Annotated in this window: 17 protein-coding genes; 5 read left to right on the plus strand and 12 right to left on the minus strand. The window is 66.2% G+C overall.

The window, feature by feature from the left end:
- Nucleotides 1-138 precede the first annotated feature (138 nt).
- On the plus strand, nt 139-2,691 hold the full coding sequence (locus tag KEG57_RS13635; RefSeq protein ID WP_272420204.1) for a glycoside hydrolase family 31 protein: 2,553 nt from the start codon (nt 139-141) through the stop codon (nt 2,689-2,691).
- Between the two features lie 10 nt (nt 2,692-2,701).
- Here the strand turns inward: KEG57_RS13635 and KEG57_RS13640 are convergent, their stop codons facing one another.
- The 10 genes from KEG57_RS13640 to KEG57_RS13685 form a co-directional block, all read right to left on the minus strand.
- The gene (locus tag KEG57_RS13640; RefSeq protein ID WP_272420205.1) at nt 2,702-4,546 is read right to left on the minus strand and encodes a hypothetical protein; all 1,845 of its coding nucleotides are present in this window, start codon (nt 4,544-4,546) and stop codon (nt 2,702-2,704) included.
- Between the two features lie 79 nt (nt 4,547-4,625).
- Nucleotides 4,626-6,185 (minus strand): hypothetical protein, encoded by a 1,560-nt coding sequence (locus KEG57_RS13645; RefSeq protein WP_272420206.1) that lies wholly within the window; start codon nt 6,183-6,185, stop codon nt 4,626-4,628.
- 2 nt (nt 6,186-6,187) lie between these two features.
- Nucleotides 6,188-7,861, minus strand: a complete 1,674-nt coding sequence (locus KEG57_RS13650) for a hypothetical protein (protein WP_272420207.1) — start codon at nt 7,859-7,861, stop codon at nt 6,188-6,190.
- 8 nt (nt 7,862-7,869) lie between these two features.
- A complete protein-coding gene (locus KEG57_RS13655; protein WP_272420208.1) occupies nt 7,870-9,186 on the minus strand; it encodes a CIA30 family protein in 1,317 nt (438 codons plus the stop codon).
- Nucleotides 9,183-10,493, minus strand: a complete 1,311-nt coding sequence (locus tag KEG57_RS13660) for a DUF5010 domain-containing protein (RefSeq protein ID WP_272420209.1) — start codon at nt 10,491-10,493, stop codon at nt 9,183-9,185. The genes KEG57_RS13655 and KEG57_RS13660 overlap by 4 nt, the downstream gene beginning before the upstream one ends.
- 179 nt (nt 10,494-10,672) lie before the next feature.
- A complete protein-coding gene (locus tag KEG57_RS13665; RefSeq protein ID WP_272458525.1) occupies nt 10,673-11,479 on the minus strand; it encodes a hypothetical protein in 807 nt (268 codons plus the stop codon).
- 188 nt (nt 11,480-11,667) lie between these two features.
- Complete coding sequence (locus KEG57_RS13670; RefSeq protein ID WP_272420211.1) at nt 11,668-13,059, minus strand: DUF5010 domain-containing protein; 1,392 nt, start codon at nt 13,057-13,059, stop codon at nt 11,668-11,670.
- A gap of 3 nt (nt 13,060-13,062) precedes the next feature.
- Nucleotides 13,063-13,809: a CIA30 family protein gene (locus tag KEG57_RS13675; protein ID WP_272420212.1), complete on the minus strand. Its 747-nt coding sequence runs from the start codon at nt 13,807-13,809 to the stop codon at nt 13,063-13,065.
- Nucleotides 13,810-13,988: 179 nt separating this feature from the next.
- Nucleotides 13,989-14,573 (minus strand): malonic semialdehyde reductase, encoded by a 585-nt coding sequence (locus KEG57_RS13680; RefSeq protein ID WP_272420213.1) that lies wholly within the window; start codon nt 14,571-14,573, stop codon nt 13,989-13,991.
- Nucleotides 14,574-14,611: 38 nt separating this feature from the next.
- The gene (locus KEG57_RS13685) at nt 14,612-15,040 is read right to left on the minus strand and encodes a DoxX family protein (protein WP_272420214.1); all 429 of its coding nucleotides are present in this window, start codon (nt 15,038-15,040) and stop codon (nt 14,612-14,614) included.
- A gap of 76 nt (nt 15,041-15,116) precedes the next feature.
- On the opposite strand from KEG57_RS13685, the gene KEG57_RS13690 reads away from it, so the two are divergent.
- The 4 genes from KEG57_RS13690 (at nt 15,117) to KEG57_RS13705 (ending at nt 17,420) form a co-directional block, all read left to right on the plus strand.
- Nucleotides 15,117-16,067 carry a LysR family transcriptional regulator gene (locus tag KEG57_RS13690; protein WP_272420215.1) on the plus strand — a complete coding sequence of 317 codons (951 nt, stop codon included), beginning with the start codon at nt 15,117-15,119 and terminating at the stop codon, nt 16,065-16,067.
- A gap of 67 nt (nt 16,068-16,134) precedes the next feature.
- Nucleotides 16,135-16,476, plus strand: a complete 342-nt coding sequence (locus KEG57_RS13695; protein ID WP_272420216.1) for a 4Fe-4S binding protein — start codon at nt 16,135-16,137, stop codon at nt 16,474-16,476.
- A 175-nt stretch (nt 16,477-16,651) separates the two neighbouring features.
- Nucleotides 16,652-17,191: a hypothetical protein gene (locus KEG57_RS13700; RefSeq protein WP_272420217.1), complete on the plus strand. Its 540-nt coding sequence runs from the start codon at nt 16,652-16,654 to the stop codon at nt 17,189-17,191.
- 7 nt (nt 17,192-17,198) lie between these two features.
- Entirely contained in the window at nt 17,199-17,420 is a 222-nt protein-coding gene (locus KEG57_RS13705; RefSeq protein WP_272420218.1) for a hypothetical protein, read from the plus strand.
- A 16-nt stretch (nt 17,421-17,436) separates the two neighbouring features.
- On the opposite strand, the gene KEG57_RS13710 is transcribed toward KEG57_RS13705, so the two are convergent.
- Nucleotides 17,437-19,563, minus strand: a complete 2,127-nt coding sequence (locus KEG57_RS13710; protein WP_272420219.1) for a hybrid sensor histidine kinase/response regulator — start codon at nt 19,561-19,563, stop codon at nt 17,437-17,439.
- A 45-nt stretch (nt 19,564-19,608) separates the two neighbouring features.
- On the minus strand, nt 19,609-21,252 hold the full coding sequence (locus tag KEG57_RS13715; RefSeq protein ID WP_272420220.1) for a methyl-accepting chemotaxis protein: 1,644 nt from the start codon (nt 21,250-21,252) through the stop codon (nt 19,609-19,611).

Here is a 21,252-nt window from a genome sequence, read left to right on the forward strand (position 1 = left end):
CATTTGCGCGATTTCGCGGCTACACGCGAGGCTCGACCGCTCGATCTCCGCGGGCTCGACCTCGGCCGAGGGCGCTCGGTAAACGATGATGTTTAATCATGAAGCAGTCTTGACGTGCTTCATGTCGAGCAATAAAACATGAAGACTTCGCTCGACCGAGGCGCGGCCTCGAAGCCATCGAGCGAACAGAGGAGCACGATGGTGCGAACGACGATCGACTGCACCGACTACGCCCCGCTGGGCGACGTCGACTGGATCGAGCAGACAGAGCGCGGCCTCCTCCTCGGCGTCGGCGAGGAGAAAGTGCGGGTCGACGTGCTCTTCCCGGACGTGCTGCGCCTGAAAATCTCGCAGGCAGGTTCTTTCGACGAGAGCCCGACGTTCGCGACGTGCTTCGAAATGCCAGCGCCGCCTCCGTTCGAGGTTCGAGACACACCCGACGAGGTCGTCGTCGAGACGGCGCGCCTCCGTCTCCGCATCTCGAAGCATCCCTTTGCGATGGACGCTTATCGCGAGGACGGCTCGGTGATCTTCGAGGATGACCGCGACGAGGAGGGCAACCCACGCGGGTATCTGCAGCTCAACGATGCGTTCGTCGTGACGCGGCGCATGGCCCCTGGCGATTCGATGTACGGACTCGGCGAAAAAACCGGGGCATTCGATCGACGCGGCCGAAACTTCGCGCTCTGGAACACGGACATCCTGCATCCGAACGTGCTTCGCCTGAACCACTTGCACGAGGCCGACCACACGCTCACGGGTCGGAGCACGGAGTTCGATCCCTACTACACCTCGATCCCGCTCTTTTACCATTGCCGAGCCACGGACGGCGCGACGGCCATCGCGGGATTCTTCATCGACAACGGCTACAAGGGCAATTTCGAGTTCTCCGCGGACAATTGCTACCGTTATGCATTCGCCAGCGGTCAGTACACCGAATACGTGTTCGCCGGTCCGGATCTGCGCGGGGCGCTTCGTGCGTACACGTTCGTCACGGGACGGATGGCGCCGCCGCCGCTCTGGTCGCTCGGCCATCATCAGTGCCGTTATCACCACTATACCGACGAGGAGCTCTTCGCCATCGGCAAGCAATACCGGGAGCGCAGCATCCCGTGCGACGTGCTCTGGCTCGACATCGGCTACATGGATGGCTACCGCGTGTTCACGTGGCATCCAACCCGATACCCCGACGCGCCTCGCTTCATCGACGCGCTCACGGAGAGCCGGTTCCGTCTGGTCACGATCGTGGACCCGGGCGTGAAGGTCGAGCCGGGCTACCCGGTGTTCGACGAGGGCCGCGCCCGGAACCTTCTCTGCAAGACGGAGTCCGGGAACCTTTACATCGGAAAGGTTTGGCCGGGACGCTCGGCGTTTCCGGATTTCGTCAAGCCCGAGGCCCGCGCCTGGTGGGCCTCGCTCATTGCTCGGCACGCCGCCTCCGGCGTCGCGGGGATCTGGAACGACATGAACGAACCCGCGACGGGCGACATCGAGCCGTTCGCGATGCGATTCGATCGCGACGGGGAGGATCACCCGCACGAGCGTTATCACAACCAGTTCGCGCTCCTGATGGCCAAGGCCACGTCCGAGGGCCTCGCCGAGGCGCGGCCCGACCACCGCACGTTCGTCCTCAGCCGCGCGGGATTTGCAGGCATCCAGCGTTATGCAGCGCAGTGGCTCGGCGACAACTGCTCGAACTGGGAGCACCTCCAGATGAGCGTCCCGATGGCGCTCGCGATGGGGATCTCCGGACAACCCTTCATCGGCGCCGACATCCCGGGGTTCGTCTCGACGCCGAGCCCGGATCTCGCCGCGCGCTGGGTCCAGTGCGGGGCGCTCACGCCGTTCTGCCGCTATCACAACCACTGGGGCGAGCCCGATCAGTATCCCTGGTCGTTCGGTCCCGAGGTGGAAGAGATATGCCGCAATGCGATCCAGCTTCGTTACCGCTTGCTTCCCTATCTCTACACCGCCTTCTTCCAGGCGAGTGAGTCGGGCGATCCCATTGCGCGACCGCTCGTCTACGATTTCCAGCAGGATCGACGTGCACGCGAGACGGAGGACGCGTATCTGCTCGGGGAAGCGCTGCTGGTCGCCCCCGTCTGCGAGCCGGGCCGCACGGAGCGCAGCGTTTATCTCCCCGAGGGGACCTGGGTGGATTGGCACACGGGCGAGCGTCATACGGGTGGACGGTTCATTACCGCGAAGGCGCCGCTCGATCGAATTCCGCTGTTTGCCCGCGGCGGATACATCATCCCGACCTACGCGTCGGCGCCGGAATCGACGATGGGTCACGCGCCGGAGCTCCTCGTGCTTCACGTCTTCCTTCCGGACGAGGACGGCGAGTTTTCCTCGGAGCTGCACGAAGACGACGGGCTCACCCTGGCATTCTCACGCGGCGCCTACCATCGGACGGCATTCCGCCTCACGCGGCGCGGCGCGGCGGTCTCGATCTCGGCGGTGGTGAAGGGAGGCGGCTTTGCCGAGTTTCGCCGGCGCGCGCTGCGCCTCGTGTTCCACGGCTTCCGCGGCAGGGAGATCACCCTCGATGGCCGAACGCTGCGCGTCGAGGACGGTATCGTGGAATTCGAGAATCGAGCCGAGAACTTCACGCTCGAGCTCGCGCTCGACGACGCGCGCAGCGTCGCGGCGAAAGGCGGAGAGCGGAAGGCTTTGCGCGAGGCGCTCTGAGGCGGCAGCGCTACCAGCCCGCGTTTCCGGCGCCGGGCAGGATCTTGAACTGGCCCTGCGATTGATCGTTGACGCCGACCGGGGCTTCGGTCGCCACGACGTAGGCCGCGTCCATCGCTCCGTTCGAGCCGGGGCTCAGATGGAACGCGGCGGTTCGTGGCTTCTTGATGTCGACCTTGTTGAACCAGATGCTGTCCATCGCCGCCGGACCCTCGACGTGGATCCCCGAATGGGTCGGCTCAATGATTTCGAGATCGTTCACAGTCACGTGCTGGAGCACCCCCTGGGCGGCGTGGAGCTTGAAGGCGCCGTGCTCCTCGTTGTACGCGGAGCCGCCGGCGCGAATCAGCGAGTTGCGCTCGATCCGTGTCATTCCGCTGAAGGGATGCGAGTTGAACTGCCGCGCGATCAGGATGCCGGGATATTGCACGACATCGGCGCACACGTTGTCCTCGACGCTGATGTCCTCCCCTCCGTAGATCCCGAAGCAGTTCGCCATCCACGGAACCTGCACGAGGTTTTTCCGGAAGACGTTCTTGCGGTTGAGTGCCCTGTCGGCGGGTGACCACGACGCGAAGGCGTCGTCGCCCGTGTTCCGCGCATGCGTGTACTCGACGACGGAATTGCTCGTTCCGCCGTAGAAGTTCACCGCGTCGGCGAACAGATTGCGCATGCGGCAATTGCGGACCACGAGCCCATTCGTGTCGGCGCCCGTCCAGTAACCGACCTTGACGTGTTCAATCCAGATGTTCTCGAGCAACGCGCCCGAGCTGCCGTTGCCGCCGAACGCATTCTCCGGCGAGTCGTCCTTGCGCAGGATCGTATCGCCAAACACAGAGAAGTCGTGATATTTGCAGTTGTTGCCCCAGCAGTCGAAGCGCGCGAAATAGCCGGAAATGGTCGTATGCCACATGCCGGCTCCGCGGACCGTGATGTTCGATAGGCTGAGCGGCTTGCTGAGGCTCCTGAACTCGCCCGGTGGCAGGTAGAGCCCAGGATGCCCCTCGCCCTGCACGCGATCGATGCAATGCTGCAGGGCCGCGGAGTCGTCGCTTCCGTCGTTCGGCGTGGCCCCGCAATCGTCGATCAGAGAAAGAAACCCTTGGGGCTTCGGGAGCGGAGGCGCGACCGCTTCCATGTCGACCAGATCGATCACGTACTCGGCGGCCGCGTCCGAGGCGTCCTTTCGGAGCATGACGGTCGCGCCCGCAGGGATGTCGGAGAGGAGCGCGCGCGACTCGTCGAAGAAGTGATGCGGCACGCCGAGGGCCGGGTCGTTCTGGTCGGGCTGGTTGAAATGGTTGTGGTCGCCGTACGTCCAGGAATACCGCGAGGTCACGGCCAGCTTGTGACGGAATTCGTCGTTCACGTACACGCTGAGCGTCGTCCAGAGATCACTGCCGCCGTCCGGAATGGAGTACCGAACGACGATCGAATTCGATGCGCTCTGATTCTTGAAGCGCACGTAGTCGCCGACCTTGGAAAGCCGCACGGCCTGCCTGCCCGACGCTTCGGAGGCGACCTGCGTGAAAGCGCGGGTCGGCTCGAGCACGACGCCGTTCGTCTCCATGACCTCGGCCTCGTATTCGACGAACGGCGCCGCCGCGCCGCCGCCCGACGGTCCCGGGGGCTGTCCTCCCGCGCCGCCCGAGCCTACGCTTTGGCCTCCGGCGCCGGCGGAACCAGCCTCGCCGCCGGTCCCGCCGGCGCCGCCGCCGGTCCCGCCGCTCCCCGTGGTCTCGCCATTCCCGGCGGGGGGATCCGGGTCGGCCGAGCAAGCGACGTTGGCGAGGAATCCCATGCCCACCGCCACGATGAATCCGAAGGTCGACGACGAAAGCGCACGTGTTTTCATGGCACCCCACCTTGCTGAAGTTAAAACGGAATTCGGCGTTTACTGGAGGAGAGCTCTGCGTTCGTGATCCGCGCGTTCGTTACCACCACATACTCCCGGAGATCGAGATCACGTCCGCGTCGGGCGTCAGCATGGGATCATCGACCGCCGGATACCCGCTCCGCACGAGCGGGTTCGAGCCGTAAACGAAGCGCGAGTACTGCAGGACGACCTGATTGCGTGACTGCCAGTCGGTCCGGAAGATCAGGCGCGGCGAGATGATCGAGAACTCGCGCCCGTCGACGTTGCTGGTCGGCCTCACATGGTCGAGGCGCAGGGACGCGGCGAAAAACGACGCGAGCGTATAGGTGCCCTCGGCGCCGAATTTGACCTTGTGGTCGCCGTTGTACGCCGGATCGTCGCTCGTCACATGCGAGTAGATTCCGAACGCCGAGAGGATAATGTCGCGACTTTTTCCGTCGTAATCGCGCGGATGCAGGCGCAGGCGGGCAAGGCTCACGCTGTACTCGGCCCCGAGCGTGATGAGCTTGCCCGTTCCGCCGCTGTTCGGGCCGAGGTAATTGCGCATCAGATCGGGCCCGCCTTGCGTGTTCATGACGGAGAGGATCCGGCCGACCGAACGCGCGTCGGTGGCGTCCGTATACGAAGCGCCGACATAGACGTGGCCGAGGTGGCTCGCGGAAAAGCGCATGTCTGCGCCGAGCACGGTGATGGTCCCGTCGGGCGTGAACGCCTGCGAGGCGCGATCGTCCTGGCTCCACGCGCGCATGTGATGAAGGCCCAAGGTGAGCTGGCGTCGGTACGTGAGCCCGAGGTGCTCGTGCATGACGAGGCTTGTCCCGGTATTCGGATCAGCGAAGCCATTCCAGCCGTCCGTCGTGAGCCCGATCGGCGGCTTGTCGAGCTGCGCCTGGAATCCTTGTTCGAAGGACAGCACCACGTTGCCGAGCGCGAGGCGCGCGACGACGTTCTCGCCGACGCCATTCGTACGGCCGATGATGGCCGTCCCGTAGCGGCCCTCGTCGTATTCGCCCATCGTGCCGTAGCGATTCGAGAACGCGCCTACGTTGATGGCGAGATACGTGTTCTTGGCGAGCTTCGGGAGGTTGAACGTGATGAAGGCGTCGGTGATGCCCCCCTGGAGCGTGGGGTCGAAAAAGCTCGCCGCGGTGGTGGCCGTCCACGCCTTGATGATGGCCGTGCCGGTCACGATCGAATTGCCATACGAGAACGCGAGCTGCGCGTAGGGCTGCGGCACGACGCTCGTGCCCGCGAACGAGTCGCGGTAATCGGGGACCACGGGCGGCGCGTGGAGCACGAGGTTCTTTTGCTCGGTCGTCACGAAGCCCTCGCGCTGGTTCAGCCCGAGCCGCAGCGGCATCGTGATGAGGCCATGAAAGTCGAAGCTATAATCCTGCTCGCTCGCCGGCTTCTTTCCGTACGACGGGCCGATTCCTCCGGGCAATGTGGCGACGACCGGCGTCCCGGGCGTGAGTCCGAGCCCCGTGTCCGCGGAAGCGACGCTTTCCTTCTCCTTCTCCTCCTGGGCGTACGCGACGCTCGTGACGAGAGGCAGGGTGCAGAGCGAAAGGAAGAGAGCGCGCGCCCCGCGTCCGCATGAACCAACGAGCTCCTTCATGATCACCACCACATCCCGAAGGTGAGGGCCAGCATCTGGTTATCGAGCTCCTCGCGCGTAAAATCGTTCGGCGCTTCCCCGTGGGTATGCGCGCCGTAAAACCAGCGCGTGTAGCTCAGCGTGACGTGCTCGTGGCTGTTCCAGTTGCTCCGAAAGACGAGCTTCGGGCTGAGGACGTGGAAGCTCTCCTCGCGATCCTGGGAGTTCGGCGATACGTAATCGTACCGGCCGGAGATCGCGAGCCACCAGAAAAAGCGATACGTGGCCTCCGCGCCGAGCTTGTACAGCGTGCGGCCGTCGAAGCTCGGGTCGCGGCTCTCGATCACGGTGCCGACGTTCGCGAACACGCTCGTGATGAGATCGGGACCTTCTCCCCAGAAGGCCGTCGGATGCCAGAGGAACTTCGCCCAGCTGAAATTGTATTCGAATCCCGCGATGAGGAGCTTGCCTGTGCCTCCGCCCTGCTGACCGAGGAGCCGCTTCGTGAGGAGCTCGCCGGTGTCGGCGCCGTAATAGTTCATGCCGGTGAGCAGATGCGCGTACGACGCGTCGGCGTACGAAGCCGCGACGGCGAAATTGCCGAGGTGGTTGTTGATCATGCGAACATCGGCGCCGAGCACGGTCATCTTCGGGTCGGGCCGCAGGCCCTCGTCGAGGAACGGGGTCTTGGGGTCGTCGATCTGGTCGCGCTCGTCCTGCGCGAAGTTGTGGAGGTAATGCAGGCCGAGCACGAAGGGCACGTCGCCCTCGATTCCCAGGCCGACGTGGGCGTGGTGGACGAGGGCCGACGGCCGCGAGGGGTTCGCGTCGTGGTCGTATACGTTCGGCCCGCCGCCGAGGGGCACCTTGCCGAAGCGCCCCATCAGCCCGTGCTCCGCGATGAGCGAGAGCGAGCTCGAGAGCTTGTATTTTGCGCTGAGCGTCTCGCCGACGCCGAACGGCGAGCCGACGATCGCGGCGTTGTATTGGCCTGCCCCGTATTGCCCGAGCGAGCCGTATGCATTGCGGAATACGCCCACCGTCCAGTTCAGGGTCAGGTCCGAGGTCACGGGCGCCGTGAACAGGAGAAAGGCCTCGTTCAGAAAGTTCTGGCTCGTGGTCTCGCGCCAGGTCTCTCCGGCCGACGGCTTCCAGGTGCTGAGCTTGACCACCGCCTTGACGTACGCATTGCCGTAATCGAATCGGAGCTCGACCCAGCTCCCCTGCGGCGCGTTCGTGCCTCGCACGGCGCCATAGAGATCGGGCGTCTGCGGCGGCGCGAGCAGCGTGGTCTCGAATTGCCTGGGCGTCGCGCGTTCGCGCTCGTCCATGGAGAGCCGGAGCGCAGCGCTCATGAAGCCACTGAACTTGAACGTGAATTCGCTGCTCTCCTCGGCCGGCACGCTGAAAGGAATCGTCGCGCCGCCGGGCAGGGTCGGTCCGCTCGGCGCGAACGGGGAGAGCCCGAGCCCAATGGAACGGCGCGAGCCCGGGATGTAGCCCTTGGGCGGCAATGCCGGAGGGATCTGCGCCCGGGGCGTGGGCGGCGGCGAAGGTTTTTCTTCTTTCGCAGACGGATTCGCGGGCGACTCCGCGGGCGGCGCATTCGGCGGTGGGGCCTGCGCGAAGGCCGCCCTTTCCGTCACGATGGCACCCAGAGCCCACACGAGCGCCAGAAGCTCGGAAAGCCTTCTCATCGGGTCCCTCACCGGCGGCGATAGAAGGTCACGTTGTCGATGTACACGTCCGCGAACCCGACCGGGAGCTGCAGCGCGAGCATGTTGATCGAGCGCAGATCCAGGAATGGCGCGTGCTTGGCGAATCCGACCTGGCGGAATTCGCTGAAAGGAATCACGAAGAGCTGCCAATCGGTGGTGAGTCGAATGGACGCGACCCAGCCGTCGCCGCAACGCTCCTGCTCCGCGGCGGGCGCCACGCTGCCGTAGCAATAATAGCCGGCTTGCGCCCCGGAGAAATCGTAGGGCTTGCATTCGGTGCCGTCGAGGTCCCGATCGTAGTAATACTCCGGGGAACGACACGCGCTCGGGCCACAGACGGGATAAAGCTCTTCGAGCAGCGCCGGCTCGGCGATCGGCGCCATGCCCACGGCGGGATCGAAGCAGCGGTGCGTCGGCACCGGCGCGTCGGGGTTTTCGGGCGTGCAGGGCGATCCGTTCTGGCAGGCGGGACGACAGGCCTTGATACGACGACAGAATGTCTGATGCTCGCGGTTGAGCGCGTCGCTCGTGTGTTTGTCGTGAAGCGCGACGAGGACACCGGGCTGGCTGTCCGGACCACGACGTGCCCAGAAGGTGACGCCGTCATACCGGCTGAGATCCCAGTAGCGGTGCGGCTCCGGTTGCTCGAAATCATGCCCGTCGGGCCGCGTGAGCGGAAGGCCCACAGGATCGAGCGTCGCGCCCGGGTCAGGCGGCTGGGGACAAAGGTCGGAGCCCGAAGGACAGGCCACGATCGCGGCGAGCGGGTGCTCGAGGCCCGCGCCGAAGTAATTGAAGCGCCCGCCGCGGAAGTGCAAAGCCCAGCCGTTCGGCTGGCCGTCACAGCTCGGTCCGTTCGTGATCCGATCCGCGGCGAGGCCCCATTTTTCCTTGTAGCGCCCGAAAAGCCCGGGGTACCATGCCGCGTCGCCCGGCACCCGAAAGGCGCCGTAGGTCTCGTCGTCGTAAGCGGACCACCCCTCCCCGACACCCACGGAGTTCGGTAGGCTGGGGTCGGCCTCGAATGTCTCGATCCAGAATGGCGAGAGCTCGATACCAGACAAACCGCTGCAATCGACCGGGCGCGAGCCGGGATCCGGCGTCCCCGCTCCGATCGGCGGAAACACGGGTTCGTACGGCGAAACCAGGGATCCATCGGTGTTTCGCAGCGGTACCGCTCCATTCGCCCACGGCACGGCCGCCGCGAGCCCGTCTTCGAGCCACGCGCGACCAGCGTTACCGTCACTGGAGCACGCGGCCTGGGTGCAGAGGAGAGCTCCTGCCAGCCAGTATTCGACCTTCATCGTCCGCTCTGCGACTTCCGTATGAGCTGCATGAAGTAGTCGGGGCGTTGCCACTGCCCATGAAAGTAGTAGTCGTAGTTGCGGTTGACGCCGGTACCTTCGCCAAGGTCGTTCCAGGTCGCGATCACGAGCAACTCGGAGTCGCGCGTCTCCTCGAGCACGCGCGATAGAACGACCGCGTCCTTGATGATCAGGTCGGTTTGGCGGGGAAGCTTTCCGGGATGATCGCGTCCCACCGCGTCCCACTTGACCATCGCGTGATCGATGATGTGGCCCTTCAGCGTCGAACGGCTGCGGCGCTCCGGGGAATTGAACGTGAACCATTGATAACGCGCGTCCGCCACGCGCTCCATGGCCGCGTCCTCGAAGTAAGCGGAGTCCGCGTCCACGAACGGCTCCTCCTGGAAGTCCGCGGCGAACATCTGCTTGAGCCTCGTGATGAGAGCCGCGGATTTGGTACGAGGCAGGAGCGTCCCGGCGTTGTAGAAGTAGACGAAGGGTTTGCCCTTGAAGCGATACCAGTGGCGCTTGTCCACCTGCGAGAAGAAGGGCTTCCACTTCATCTCGTAGATTCGCTTCGCCGCCGTCTCCGTATCGTTGAGATCGGGCTTTTGCTTCCACGCCTCGGAGAAGTAGGGCTGGCCCCAGGTCCAGGTGTCGTCGAAGAACGCGATCTTGACCGGGTCCTCGAGGCTCGCGAGGGCCTTCGCGAGCGGCTCGAGTTTTTTGTCTTCGATGTCCGGGCCATACGTGTTGAGCAGCAAGAAATCGAGGCCCGCGTATTTCGCATCGACGAGCTCGCGCCGCCAGAAGCCGGGATTGCTCGGCACGTAATAGCCGGCCTTCTTCTCGCCGAAACCGAGCAGCGGGTGCTCCTCGGCCATGCCCGGCGCGTGCGTGTTCGCCCAGTCCATCTTGCAATTGACCTCGTTCGGGCAATTGAAGAAGTACATGAAGACGGCGCCGATGTCGCGCTTCAGCTTCTTGACCGGCGCGCCCACGAGCTCGGGATGGTTCTCCCAAGGGTCGGAATAAGCGAGCTGGCAGGTTCGCTTTTCCTCCTCGCAAATCGACCGCACGACATCGATACGACGGGGCCTCGCTTGGCTCGTCAGCTTCTCGGCCCAGCTACGGACGACCTCCGAGCTCGGCTCTTTGCCCGTGATCTGGCAATAGGCCGCGCGCACGAAGGTCTCCGGCGCGTGGCCGAGATTGACGTCGACGACCTCCGCGCGCTGACACGGACCGCTCCACTCGGGCTTGAGCTTGAACGGTCCAAGGTCCTTTTCGTCGATGGCATGATCCATGACTCGCGCTCCCGCCGCTTTGGCCACCGGCCTCGTGTCTGCCGTTCCCGCCGGGCCTTGCTGCGGAGTGTCAATGTGGCTCACCGTCTGATCGAAACAGCCCGAAAGGAGGCCGAGCATCAGCGCGACCGGCCCCACGAAAGCCGCCCACCCGAGGCCGGTCGCGACGCTTCGCGGCTTCATTTGCCGATGGGACCGGTCGGCGCCGTGCCCGAGAAAAGAGTCACCTCATCGATCCAAATGTCGAAATCGGGGCCCGGCGTGATCCAGCTCAGGCCGAGGATGACGTCCTTGACCTGCACGGATCCCGCGAGTTCGCTCCATTTGACGGTATATTGCTTCCACTCCGATGTCAGCGTGATGTTCTTACCGGGGTGGTTGTAGCAATTCGTCTCGCAATCGCCGCCGTCCGCCTTGGCCTGCGTCGCCGGGTGCACGGCCTGGACCCTGAGCGCGTTGTCGGCGCCGGCGGTGCCTTTCGCCCAGAACGAGATACCCTCGAAGGCTGAAACGCCGGCACACGCCCCGTTTGCGTCTTTCAGGCCGAAACCGAAGCCTGCGCCAAAGCCGCCATCGGTCGGCGCCTTGACGCCGGTGGCGCTCACGTGGCCGGCCATGGTCGTCACGACAGCGCCCTCGCCTTCGCGGGCAATCTTGTCGAAGTTGGCAGCGTCCGTGTCTGCGAACGAGTACCAACCGGGGAAAGCCATATCGGTCTCGAAGTCGTCCACGAACGCATCGTCGACCGTCAGCACGCGAACGTTGTTGTAACATACGCTGTCCGGGGACGGGCCGCCGCCCGCACCACCGTCGCCGCCGCTGCCGCCTGCGCTGCTCGAGGAACTGCTGCCGCCGCCGGTTCCGCTGCCGCTCGCGGCGCCGGCGCCCCCGTTGGGATCACCGGTGCCCGAGGAGCACGCCGACGCAAACGCCAAGGCGCAAACGACCGTATAGATGGACACGTGCAACGCAGGAATACGCTTCATGGTCTCGCCCCGTTCCTTGCAAGTTTCGGGAGTTCGTCGCTGTCGTGAACAGCTCGTGGACACATTGGGCGAACTCCGCTGGCACCGTCAATGCGAATCATGGTCAAATGTCAGCATTTACTCGGGGTGCAATTTGGCTGCGCCAGCGGTAAAACTGAAACCATGCTCGAAGTGGCTCTAGGCCACTTCTACGGCTCACATTGCGCGGCGCGCAAAATGCTCATGAAGGCATGCGGCGTGAGCCACTGCCCCTGGTGATAGTAGTCGTAGTTGCGGTGGATGCCGGTGCCCTCCCCGAGGTCGTTCCACGTGGCAAACACCGCCAGATCGGACGCGGCGGAGCTCTCGAGGGCCTCTTTCAGGAGCTCCGGGCCCTTCACGAGCCGATCGGTCTGGGTCGCGAGATCGCCCGGGCGATCTCGACCCAGCGAATCCCACTTCACCATGAAGTGATCGTGCGTCACGCCTTTGAGGTCGAAGTGGCTGTCCTCGTCCCCGAACGTGTCCCAGATGAACTGCGAATCCGCGACGGCCGGCATGCCGGGATCCAGGAAAAACGCGCGATCCACGGCGACGAACGGTTCGATACCGAAATCCGCGGCAAAGAGCTCCTTGAGCCGAGCCACCACGCCCGCCGCGACGCTCAGGGGCTTCAGGGTGCCCGCGTTGTAGAAATAGATGAACGGGCGATCCTCGACGAGGTACCAGTGCTCGCGCGCAATCGCCTCGAAGAACGGCTTCCACTTCGCCTGATAGATCACCTGCGCGGCGGCGTCGGCGTCGGCGAGGTTGGGGGCGACGTTCCACGGCGGCGGCTGCTGCGGCCGCCCCCAGGACCAGGTGTCGTCGAAGAGCGCAATCTGAATGCCGCCGATGTCGGCGAGCGCCTCGCTCAACCTCCCGAGCCTGCCGATATCCGGACCGTACGTATTCACGAGCAAGAACTGGAGCCCCGCCCAGCGCGCATCGTAGAGCTCGCGCTTCCAAAACCCCGCGTTGTCCGGATGGTAGTAGCCCTCCGCCGCCGCGCCGAACGCGTAGAGCCGATGGGTCGAATCCATCCCGCTCGCATGGGTATTGGCCCAATCGAGGTCGCAATTGACGCCGCCGGGACATTCACTGAAGAACATCAAGACGGCGCCCACGTCGCGCGGTGTCTTCTGCACACACGGCGTCGTCAGCAGTACCTGCTGCTTCCAGGGATCGGAGTACGATAACGGACAGTTCTTGCCCGCCTCGTTGCAAAGGCTGCGGACGACGTCGATCCGCCGAACCCAGTTACGGGTCCGGAGCTCGTCGGAGATGGTCGCGATCTGTTCGGCGCTCGGCTCTGCGCCGCGAATCTGGCAATACGCCGCCCGGACGAACGCTTCGGGCGTGTTCCCGAGGTTCACGTCGATCGTCGCTCGCGCCGTGCAGGGGCCGTCGAACTCGGCTCGAAGCTCGAATTCGACATTCTCCGGGAGCGCCGTGGGAGGCGGGGTCGGGCGGAGGTCGTCCGTGGGATCGTACGAACCCCGCCCGCAGCCGCAAAGGAGCGTTAGGAGTGCAAACGAGCGAACGAGGGCACGGAAGCGCATGGTTCACTCGATGAAGGCTACGTCATCGATCGTGAAGTCCCACGTGACCGCGTCCTTGGAAGTCCAGTTCAAGCCGACGAGCGCCTTCGTATCCAGCTTGGCCTTGTCACCCCATCCAAGCTGCTTCAGGTCGCTCCACTTGAGCTCGTAGGTCTTCATCTCCGCCGAGAGATTGGTGATGATGACCGTGAAATGGTCATAACATTTCTTGCAACGGCCAAACTCCGGCATCGTGTCCACCGTGGCCACGAGGAACTTCATCGGCGTGGAGCCGGACGCTTTGAAACGGATGCCCTTGTACTTCGTGCCGTCCACCGGCGTGAGCATCTGCGCGCCGCACAGGTTCGTGCCGATCCCGCCGCCCCATTCGGTATACCCCTTCCCCGTCGTGTGGATCGCCCCGTTCTCGATCGCGCTCGTGAACTCCTCGACCGAAGGCGGCTTCTTCACGCCCCCGGTTTTGTCGCTGTACACGAACCAGCTCCCCGGCGGCTCGATCGTGGGCAGGTTCGAGATGCCGCCGCCGTCCCAGATCATGGGGCCCGTGGGCACGACCGGATCGGGGACCGGCAAGTCGCCCCGAGCCGCGGCGGGCGTCGCGTCCGAGGAGCCGGCCCCCGACGCGGAATTCTCACAAGGACAAGGCGGACACGGCTGCACGGCACCCTGGGGACCGATACAGCCGACGGCCGGGCCGCCGGCGGCCAGCACGACGAGCACAATGGCAAGACCAGCGCGGATGGAGCTCATACCCTGACTCGTGTCGCTTTGGGTGGCGTTTGCGTCTACGCCCACCCTCCCTACCACGCGCGCACGAGCGGCCCCAAGGAAAATAATAGGCAAATTGGGTCATTTACTGCGCGACGCCGCCGTGGACGCGAGGCGCGTAGCCCCCGCGGATCCCCCATGTCCGCGGGGACCATTGCAGGTTACTCGATGCGGCAGGCCTCTTCGAAATCGAGGCGAGGGTTGCGCGGGAAGAGCTTCTCCGGATCGCCGTGGCCGAGGTTGACGAGGAGAATGGATTTCCACGGCAGGTCGGCGAAAAACGTCGCGTCGACCTTCTCCCGGTCGAAGCCGGCCATCGGCCCGCAGTCGAGCCCGAGCGCGCGGGCGGCCAGGATCAAATAGCCGGCCTGCAGCGAGGCGTTCTGCAATAGCAGGAAGTCGCGCTGCTCCGGCGGCATCGCGGCGAGGGCCTCGCCCATCGTCGGGCGCGCCGGGAAAAGCTTCGGCATCTTCTCGTGAAAGCGCGTGTCGTAGGCGATGATCGCCGTGACCGGCGCGCTCATGGTCTTTTCGACGTTCCCCTCGGCGAGGCAGGGGCGCAGGCGCTCCTTCGCCTCGGGGCTCTTCACGAAGACGATCCGCGCCGGCACGCTATTGGCCGCGGTCGGCCCGAGGCGCAGGGCCTCATAAAGGTGGCGCAGGGTCGCATCGTCGACGGGCTCGGCGAGCCAGCCATTGTGGGTACGAGCTTCGAGGAAGATCTGCTGGAGGAGTTGGTCGCTCATAAAGACTCGAGGTGTGGGGGTTCGGGGACGCAATCCATTCAGGTCGCGAGCGCGGGCTTGCCGATGCGGGCGTCGGCCTCGCGCTTCGTCTCGCTCGCAAGCTTGCGGCTCTCGGGGCGCAGCGCCCACGAGGCGGCGGCGATGGCGACGAGGACGAGCGGCGTGATCACCTTGCCGGCGGGATCGCCGCTGGCGGCGTGGGAGGCGGCGGCGCCGGTGAGATCAAAGAAGATGCCGGCGTACGCCCACTCCTTGAGGCGGGGGAAGCGGGGGGCGAGCAGGGCGACGGCGCCGAGCACCTTCCACACGCCGAGGATGGTGGCGAAGTAGGCCGGATAGCCGAGGTGCGTCATGCCCTCGAGGACCTGCGGGGCGCCGGAGAGATCGCCGACGCCGCCCGCGGCGAACGCGAAAGCAAGCAGACCCGTCGCAGCCCAGTAACCGATCGTTCGTGCCTTGTCGTTCATGAAAAGCATTGTCGTCACTGCGCGCGCCTGTAACAATGCATCAACAATTGGAAGCACCTGACAGGATTTGATCCAGATGGACGACCCCCTCGAGACCTCCGAGCTCCTCGCCTTCTCGAAGGCCGTGGAGGCCCGATCGCTCTCCCGCGCCGCCGCCGAGCTCGGCGTCCCCCGCGCCACCATCAGCCGCCGCCTCGCGCGGCTGGAGGAGCGTCTCGGCGTGCGCCTGCTCCGCCGCACCACGCGCAGCCTCGCCCTCACCGACGCGGGCGAGGCGCTCCACCGACACGCCCGCATCGTGCTCGACGCCGTCCATCACGCCGAGGCGAGCGTGCGCAAAACCGACGACGCCGTCCGCGGCGAGCTACGCGTCTCGGTGCCGCCGATGACCGGCACGAGCTTCAGCGCGATGATCTGTGACTTCTCGCGGCGCTACCCCGAGGTCCGTCTCCACGTCCACAGCACGACCCAGCACGTCGACCTCCAGCGCGGCGGTTACGACGTCGCGCTGCGCGCCGCCACCGCGCTCGAACCCGGCCTCGTCGCCCGGACGCTCGCGCGCGAGCCCACCCTCGCGGTCGCCTCGCCCGCCTACCTCGAAGCCCACGGCACGCCGCGCAGTCGCCGCGATCTTCGCCACCACCGCTGCCTCATGGGGTTTGCCCGAGGGGAGCTGCCGCAGACGCACTGGCCGTTCGCCGGCGGCAAGTTCCAGATCGAGGGCGCGCTCTTCGCGAACGACGTCTACCTGCTCTGCGACGCCGCGCTCGAAGGCCTCGGGATCGCGCTCTTACCGCTGATCCTGGCGAGCCCGCACCTCGAGAGCGGCGCTCTCGTGCACGTGCTCCCGAACGCGCTCCAGGGAGAGTCGCACATCGCGGTGGTTTATCCGGAGCGAGAGTTCATGCCGCCGCAGGTGCGTGCGTTCATCGACGCATTGGTGGCGTGGGCGCCGGAGCTCATCGCGCGGGCGAACGCACCGATGCCGAAGCGGGCGGCGAAGAAGCGGGGCGGGAAAAGCGCGTGACGGGCCGCTTTGCGGTTTCACATTTCTTCACGCCGTGCCTCGCCTCCGTACCCTATCTTCGGGGGCGATGAGCCGCGAGAGCATCGACAAGGAAAAAGCACGCCGCGCCGCCAAGCACCCCGATCGTCCCGGCGAGGAGTGCCGCGCCGAGCCTGGGCTCTATACGCCGGTCGTCAATCGAGCGAGGTGCGAGGGCAAACGCGATTGCGTGGAGGTTTGCCCGTACGACGTCTTCGAGGTGCGGCGCATGGATGATGCGGATTTCAACGCGCTCGGGTTCTTCGCGCGTTTGAAGAGCCGCGCGCACGGCAGGCAAACCGCCTATACGCCGAACGCGGATCAGTGCAAAGCCTGCGGGCTGTGCGTGGTCGCCTGCCCCGAGAAGGCCATCGAGCTCGTTCGCAAATAGCCCCGGCGAGCCGCTCGCGCCAAACGTGGGCCAGAGCGCCCCGTTAACAATCTCAAAGACCGCCTTCATGCGCGGCTCATGCCACGGGCGCATGCTTGTGTTCGTCGGTCGGGGAGCCTGTTCGAGCAGTCCTCCACGGCCTGGGCATTGTAGCGAATGCAGATGGAGGTCGGCGATGCGGCAGAAACGACGTGCCTTTGCGTGGACCACGTTGATGGCCATCGTGCCGGGGGTTGCTCTTGCGCAATCGGCTCCGCCCGCGGCAGGACAGCCGCACAAACCGGGAATCGAGGCTGCGCCCCACGGCGGGCGGGCCGGAAAACCCGGCGAAGGCCATGATCCGAACGCGCGCAGGCCCGGGGAGCCCACGAAGCCCGGGGAGCCGTCGGCGAAGCCCGGGGATACGCTCCGCCCTGGGCCGCCGGATGCGGGCGCGCCGCCCGCGCCTCGACGGGAGGAAGACCAAGGGCGCGCCGCCCGGCGCAAAGCCCAGGTCGACAAGGAGCGGCCCGCGGTGGAGGAGTCGCTCAAACGCCGGCCGATGGATGAAGCGCTCCAGCAGGAGATGAAGCACCACGCCGAGCGTATCGCGCGGCTCGAGCGGATCCAGAAGCTCGCCGAGCAGTCCGGCGACACGGCCACGGCCGAGCGGGCGAAGAAGGTCCTGGAACAGGAAAACGCGCGTTATTCGAAGTTCATCCAGTCACGAAAGTAGGCGATTCATGAAGCATCTGCTCTGGATGGGTATGTGCCTCCTCCTCGGCTGCGAAGGCGGCGCGGGAAGCCCGAGCGACGCGCCCGCGAGCGCGGCCTCCCAGGCGAGCCCCGCCGCGGACACAGACATCGCCGTCCCCGCTGATTACGAGGACAAAGCGGCCCGCGAGATCACCACCGACAATTACAAGAAGGAGCTCGACGACCTCGAACGTCAGGTCGAGAAATGAACGGGGGCGGGCCGCTTCATATCAGCCGCGCCACGGCCTCGAGCAGCTTGCGCTGGTCGAAGCGGCCCTTGACGATGTACTCGTCGGCCCCCGCGGCGCTCCCCTGCGCCAGGTCCGTCGGCCTGTCCAGGCTGGTCACGAGGATCACGGGCAAACTCTTGAACTTGGGATGCGCGCGAATTCGCTGCGTCAGCTCGACACCATTGAGCCGCGGCATCTGGACGTCCGAGACGACGAGATCATACGTGCCCCCCTGCAGCGCTTGCCACCCGGCCTCGCCGTCGTTCGCCGTGTCCACGTCGTACCCCGCGGCAGCCAGGATGTTGCGCTCCAGCGTCCGGCTCGTGAGCGAATCGTCGACCACCAGGATGCGTCGCTTCTTCATCGCCTCCGCCGCGTGGACGGTCTCCGTGCGCTCGCCCTGTCGACCGCGCGCGACGTCGAGCAGGCGCGGCACGTCGAGGACGACGGCCAGGACGCCGCTCCCCAGAATCATCGCCCCCGCAATGCCCGGAATACGCGGGAGGTTCCACGGGAGCCCCTTGGCGACGGACTCCACTTCCCCGACGACCTCGTCCACCACGACGCCGATACGGGTCGCGCCGTCGGAGAGGGCAATGACGAGGAGCTTCTCCGGATCGGTTTGTCGCGGCTCCTGCATGAGCGCCGAAAGCCAGCGCAGCCGCAGAGGTTCGCCCTCGGCATCCGGCACCGCCGCGACGCCGTCGACGACCTGCACCTCGGACGAGGCCACGCGGAACGCTCGCGCCACGTAGGCCGTCGGCAGCGCGTAGGCAGAGCGCGCCGTGCGCACGAGGAGCGCCTTCGTCGACACCACCGTCGCCGGCACCTCCATCCGGAACGTGCCCCCGCCCATCGTGGGCTCGGCGATCCGGACGTGGCCCCCGAGCTCCGAGAGGCGCTGCTTGACGATATCGAGGCCCATGCCTCGGCCGCTCACGTGGCTGACCGACGCCGCGGTGGAAAAACCCGCAAAAAAGACGATTTCGGCGGTCTCCACGGCATTCATGCGCGCGAGCCGCTCCGGCGACAAGATCCCCCGTTCGACGGCGCGGCGGCCGATCTCGGTCGCATCCATGCCGCGTCCGTCGTCGGACACTTCGAGCTCGACCATCATCCCGGGCGCGCGGGCGCGCACGCGGATCGTGCCCATGCGAGGTCTGCCCTGGCGCTCGCGGACCTCGGGCGGCTCGATGCCGTGATCGACCGCGTTGCGCAGGAGGTGCAGCATCGGATCCCGCAGGCCGTCGAGGATCTGCCGATCGACCTCGATGTCCCCCACGTCCGCGACGAGGCGCGCCTCGCGGCCGAGGGCATGCGCGGTCTCCGCCACCGTCCGCCTCCACTGCGGCACCGCCCCGGCGAGCGGCAGCATGCGAGCGCGCTTGACGGCGGCCGACCAGTCGCGAACGAGATGCCCGGAGCGCTGCACATCCTGCCGGTTCGCCTCCACCAGGGCATCCAGCCTGCGGGTGACCTCGCCGAGGGTCGCTCGCAGCTCCCCCGAGGCAGCGCGCTCGATCTGCGAGAGCTCGAGGAGGCATTGCTCGAGCTCGGCGTGGCGCACGTGCCTGCGCCCCTGCGCGACCAAGAACTCCTCGGCGAATTGCATCAGATCGTCGAGGCGACTCGCTTCGACGCGCACCGTGGTGGCGCTCGCCACGCTCGACGGGGCGCCCGGCTTCGCCGCCGGCAGGGTGTCGCCCGCGGGGGCAGGATTCGCGGAGGTCGTGCGCTCGGAGGAGGCAGACGTCTCCGGCTCCAGGGAGGCCGCGAAATCACGCGCGGCCTCGAGGGGCGCATCTCCCCCGACGAAACGCGAGATGAGGCCGATCCCGTCGCGCAGGCGCATGATCACGTCGGCGATCGGCGCGCCCTCGCGGCGATAAGCGCCGAGCGCCTCTTCGAGGCCGTGCGCGACGACCTCGACGCCCTCGCTGCCCGCGACGCGCGCCGCTCCCTTGATGTTGTGGAGGATCCGGAGCGCTCGTTCGAGCGCCCATGCGTCGCCCAGCGTCTCCGACGCCGCGAAGCGCTCGACGACCCGCGCGAGATCCTCCAGCGCCTCCGTCGCCTCGTCGCAGAACAGCGCCCAAATGTCGTCGTTGTCGCTCTGGCTCATCCCGCCTCGCTCCCGCGCTACGACCTACGCAACCGCCGGATGCGGCTAGAACCGATCGCTGGTCGCTTTGAGGTCGAGCGAGAGGCGCTCGATGTCGACGACCGCGCCCTCGAGCTGCCGGACGCCGGTGGCGTTGTCCCGCGCGGCCTTCGTGATGCCACCGAGCGCCGAGGCGATCTGCGCGACGCCGGACGCCTGTTGCGCCGACGCGCCGGCGATCTGCCGCGCACGTGAGGCGCTGTCGCTCAGCACCACGGCGAGGTTCTCCACGATGTCACGCACGGCCTCGACCGCGCGGCGCCCGTCGTCGCAACGCTTCGTGCCCTCCTCGGTCGCCATCACCGCGCTCTGCGTCGCCTTCTGAATCTGCGCGAGGATCCCCCGGATCTGCTGCGTCGCGCGCTTGCTCTGCTCGGCGAGGCTACGCACCTCCGATGCGACCACGGAGAAGCCGCGGCCCTGCTCGCCGGCCTTCGCGGCCTCGATGCTCGCGTTCACCGCGAGGAGGTTGCTCTGCTCGGCCAGATCACTCACGGCGTCGACGATCGTCGCGATCTGCGAGGTCTGCTCGGAGAGCTGGAGGATCTGGGACGCGATGCCGGCGACGCGCTCGTTGATCGTCTGCATCATCGACATCGCCTCGAAGAGTCTGTCGCGGCCGAGGTGGCCGTTCTTCGCGGCCTCGTCCGAGATCTGCGCGACCTCGCGCGCGCTCGCCGCGGCGGCCTCACTCGTCTGTTTCATCTCCTCCACGGTCGTGCTGACCTCCGTCACCGCCGAGGCCTGCTCGGACGCCGTCCCGGCGTACTCCTTGGCGGTCGCGCTGATCTGCGTCGCGTTCGAGGAGAGCCGGGCGACGCCCTCGCGCAAGCTCTTCGTCACGGTCCGCAGCCCCTCGGTCATCTCGCGCGCGGCCGTGACGAGCGTACCGACCTCGTCGTTCGCCTGCGCGCCGCCCGTGGCGGTGTCGACCAGCTTGAGCTCGTCCGCGGCGCCCGCCGTGTCGCCCCCCGCCATCCTGCGGAAGACCTCGACGAGCCGTGAAATGGGCGCGGCGATCGTCCCCGACAACCAGAAGGCGAGCGTGACCGCCACCGCGAGCACGAACCCGATGACGAGGATCAACATGTTCCGCGCCTCGGTGTACGTGGCCTGCGCGGAACCGGCTGCGGACATCGCCTCGCGCCGGTTGTAATCGAGGAGTCCGTCGAGCGCGACGTTCGAGACATCGTAATGCGTCTTCGCCGCGGCGAAGAAGTCCTTGCGGGCCTCCTCGTTCTCGTTTTTACGGCTCTTCGCGAGGAGACGCGCGGCCTCTGCGAGGTGCGCCCGATGCGCATTGACGAACGCGTCGAGGAGCTTCCGCTCCTCGTCGGTGGTGATGTCGCGCCCGTACTCCTGGATCCTCTTGTCGATGGTGTCCTGCATCGCCCGGACGTCGACCTCGATGCGCCCCATCTCCCCCTCGTTGGTCGAGTCGATGTGGCTGAGGTAGAGCAGGCGAAGATCCGAGGTGTTCGCGTTCAAGAGGCCGAGCGAATCCACGCTCGGGACGGTGTTCTCCGCGAGATCCCGGCTGACGTTCCGCAGGTTGCCCGCCTCGTACACGCTCACGATGCCGAGCACGCCCGAGAGAATGGTCACCGCGAGAAACCCTGCCAGCATCCTGCCGCGTATCGTCAAGTTCAT

Source organism: Polyangium jinanense (assembly GCF_028435365.1).

Excerpts from the sequence above, each read along its gene's own strand:
- KEG57_RS13635 (WP_272420204.1), top strand. The coding sequence starts at position 139 with ATGAAGACTTCGCTCGACCGAGGCGCGGCCTCGAAGCCATCGAGCGAA.
- KEG57_RS13640 (WP_272420205.1), bottom strand. The coding sequence starts at position 4,546 with ATGAAAACACGTGCGCTTTCGTCGTCGACCTTCGGATTCATCGTGGCG.
- KEG57_RS13645 (WP_272420206.1), bottom strand. The coding sequence starts at position 6,185 with ATGAAGGAGCTCGTTGGTTCATGCGGACGCGGGGCGCGCGCTCTCTTC.
- KEG57_RS13650 (WP_272420207.1), bottom strand. The coding sequence starts at position 7,861 with ATGAGAAGGCTTTCCGAGCTTCTGGCGCTCGTGTGGGCTCTGGGTGCC.
- KEG57_RS13655 (WP_272420208.1), bottom strand. The coding sequence starts at position 9,186 with ATGAAGGTCGAATACTGGCTGGCAGGAGCTCTCCTCTGCACCCAGGCC.
- KEG57_RS13660 (WP_272420209.1), bottom strand. The coding sequence starts at position 10,493 with ATGGATCATGCCATCGACGAAAAGGACCTTGGACCGTTCAAGCTCAAG.
- KEG57_RS13665 (WP_272458525.1), bottom strand. The coding sequence starts at position 11,479 with ATGAAGCGTATTCCTGCGTTGCACGTGTCCATCTATACGGTCGTTTGC.
- KEG57_RS13670 (WP_272420211.1), bottom strand. The coding sequence starts at position 13,059 with ATGCGCTTCCGTGCCCTCGTTCGCTCGTTTGCACTCCTAACGCTCCTT.
- KEG57_RS13675 (WP_272420212.1), bottom strand. The coding sequence starts at position 13,809 with ATGAGCTCCATCCGCGCTGGTCTTGCCATTGTGCTCGTCGTGCTGGCC.
- KEG57_RS13680 (WP_272420213.1), bottom strand. The coding sequence starts at position 14,573 with ATGAGCGACCAACTCCTCCAGCAGATCTTCCTCGAAGCTCGTACCCAC.
- KEG57_RS13685 (WP_272420214.1), bottom strand. The coding sequence starts at position 15,040 with ATGAACGACAAGGCACGAACGATCGGTTACTGGGCTGCGACGGGTCTG.
- KEG57_RS13690 (WP_272420215.1), top strand. The coding sequence starts at position 15,117 with ATGGACGACCCCCTCGAGACCTCCGAGCTCCTCGCCTTCTCGAAGGCC.
- KEG57_RS13695 (WP_272420216.1), top strand. The coding sequence starts at position 16,135 with ATGAGCCGCGAGAGCATCGACAAGGAAAAAGCACGCCGCGCCGCCAAG.
- KEG57_RS13700 (WP_272420217.1), top strand. The coding sequence starts at position 16,652 with ATGCGGCAGAAACGACGTGCCTTTGCGTGGACCACGTTGATGGCCATC.
- KEG57_RS13705 (WP_272420218.1), top strand. The coding sequence starts at position 17,199 with ATGAAGCATCTGCTCTGGATGGGTATGTGCCTCCTCCTCGGCTGCGAA.
- KEG57_RS13710 (WP_272420219.1), bottom strand. The coding sequence starts at position 19,563 with ATGAGCCAGAGCGACAACGACGACATTTGGGCGCTGTTCTGCGACGAG.
- KEG57_RS13715 (WP_272420220.1), bottom strand. The coding sequence starts at position 21,252 with ATGAACTTGACGATACGCGGCAGGATGCTGGCAGGGTTTCTCGCGGTG.